At 64.4% G+C, this 1,485-nt stretch carries 1 protein-coding gene and 2 tRNA genes; 1 reads left to right on the top strand and 2 read right to left on the bottom strand.

Going from position 1 to position 1,485, the window contains the following annotated elements:
• Positions 1–113 precede the first annotated feature (113 nt).
• Both DMC18_RS22585 and DMC18_RS22580 read right to left on the bottom strand, forming a co-directional pair.
• A tRNA-Gly gene (locus DMC18_RS22585) sits at positions 114–187 on the bottom strand.
• 105 nt (positions 188–292) lie between these two features.
• Positions 293–376, bottom strand: a tRNA-Tyr gene (locus tag DMC18_RS22580).
• 173 nt (positions 377–549) lie between these two features.
• On the opposite strand from DMC18_RS22580, the gene rlmB reads away from it, so the two are divergent.
• Complete coding sequence (gene rlmB, locus DMC18_RS22575) at positions 550–1,386, top strand: 23S rRNA (guanosine(2251)-2'-O)-methyltransferase RlmB (protein WP_110118168.1); 837 nt, start codon at positions 550–552, stop codon at positions 1,384–1,386.
• The last annotated feature ends 99 nt before the right edge of the window (positions 1,387–1,485 follow it).

Raw genomic sequence — 1,485 nt, 5'->3', positions numbered from 1 at the left:
TGACCGATGGTGCCGATGTTGCAGTGCGGCTTATTACGTTCGAACTTTTCCTTGGCCATCGTCTCTACCTTCGCGCCGGCGGCTGATTGTTACGGGTATCACTTCGGGGGAGCTGGAGCGGGTAGCGGGAATCGAACCCGCATCCTCAGCTTGGAAGGCTGCTGCACTACCATTGTGCTATACCCGCCCTGTAGGACCAAGAATGGGCCTAGCTGGCAGCGGGGTCGCGATCGGCTCCCGTCTCTTGGCTCGGGGGCCTCGCCCACCTTCCGGTCGTTCAGTTCATCGCGCGTGGTGGGGGAAGAAGGACTCGAACCTTCGAAGCTTTCGCAGCGGATTTACAGTCCGCCCCCTTTGCCGCTCGGGACATTCCCCCACGGCGCGATGTGAACTCCGGAAGAGGCGGCCGTATCTTCGATCTTGGCGGCCGTGTCAAACGGCTGCTGTGGATCGAGGAACAAAAGCTCTTTGAGCAGGTTCGGACGGTGCTAAGCAGCGCCGGACCGGCTCGCGGAACCTCGTGGCCCCCAAATCGGAGCGCGTCTTATAGTGTCCTCTCATTCTGAACGCAACGACCGTGGAAGGCCAAAAGCGCCAGAACGTGAAAATCGCGGCAAGCATCAGAAAAACAAGCACTTTTCCAAGCCTCACAGCGACGAAAAGGACTGGATCTGGGGGAATCACGCGGTCGAGGCGGCGCTTTCGAACCCCGCCAGGCCGGCGCCGAAGCGCCTTCTGGTCACCCCGGACCGCGCCAAGCGACTCGCGCCGAATCTCCAGCGCCACCCCGCCCTGCAGGTGATGGAGGCCGTCGATATCGCCCGCCAGCTGCCCCAGGGCGCCGTGCACCAGGGAATCGCCATGAAGGTGGACGAGCCCGAGCCGCTGTCGCTGGCCGAACTGGCCACGCCGGCCAAGGGCGTGATCGTCATGCTCGACCAGATCACCGACCCGCAGAACGTCGGCGCCATCTTCCGCTCGGCCGCCGCCTTCGGGGTGAAGGGCGCGGTGCTGCAGGACCGCCACGCCCCGGTGCTGTCCGGCGTGCTGGCCAAGACCGCGGTCGGGGCGGTGGACAAGGTCCCCTACGCGCGCGTGGTCAATCTTTCCCGGGCGCTCGAGGAACTGGCCGACCTGGGCTGGCGGGCCGTGGCCCTGGCCGGCGAGGCCGAGGAGAGCCTGGAGGCGGTGCTCGACGGCGGTCCGACCGTGCTGGTGCTCGGTTCGGAGGGCGAAGGCGTGCGGCGCCTGGTTGCCGAACATTGCGACGCGATGGGAAAAATCCCCATGCCTGGCGGCTTCGAGAGCCTGAACGTGTCCGCCGCGGCGGCGATCGCGCTCTATGAAACGTCCAGAGTTCGCGCCACGGGGGAAATCGGTTCGTAAAATACGATTAACCGTTTTGATTTCGTCGCAACGACGTGTTTTCCTCGCGGGCGATTGGCTTCGCGAGCCTTCAAGTACGACAGCTCGCGAGGGATCATA

Source organism: Caulobacter sp. D5 (genome assembly GCF_003185805.1).
GTDB lineage: Bacteria > Pseudomonadota > Alphaproteobacteria > Caulobacterales > Caulobacteraceae > Caulobacter.
The sequence above is the reverse complement of the archived record's forward strand: the minus strand, read 5'-3'. Positions and strand labels throughout refer to the sequence as shown.